General features: G+C 68.3%; 1 protein-coding gene. It reads left to right on the top strand.

The features are described 5' to 3' along the window. Positions 1–271: MFS transporter (locus tag HJG58_RS18685; protein ID WP_170249805.1), on the top strand; the 271-nt coding region annotated here is incomplete at both ends.

A 271-nucleotide genomic window follows, 5' to 3' on the forward strand; every position in this document is an offset into this window, starting at 1 on the left:
CTGGGCGCCTACATCGATCGCCACGGCCGCCGCCAGGGCCTGATCATCACCCTCGGCCTGATGGCCATGGGCACCCTGCTGATCGCCTTCGTTCCCGGCTATGCCACGCTGGGCGTGGCGGCGCCGTTGCTGGTGCTGTTCGGCCGGCTCCTGCAGGGTTTTTCCGCCGGCGTCGAGCTGGGAGGGGTTTCGGTCTACCTGTCGGAGATCGCCACGCCAGGACGCAAAGGCTTCTTCGTCAGTTGGCAGTCGGCCAGCCAGCAGGTCGCGG

The organism is Acinetobacter geminorum (assembly GCF_013009345.1).
Classification (GTDB): Bacteria; Pseudomonadota; Gammaproteobacteria; order Pseudomonadales; family Moraxellaceae; genus Acinetobacter; species Acinetobacter geminorum.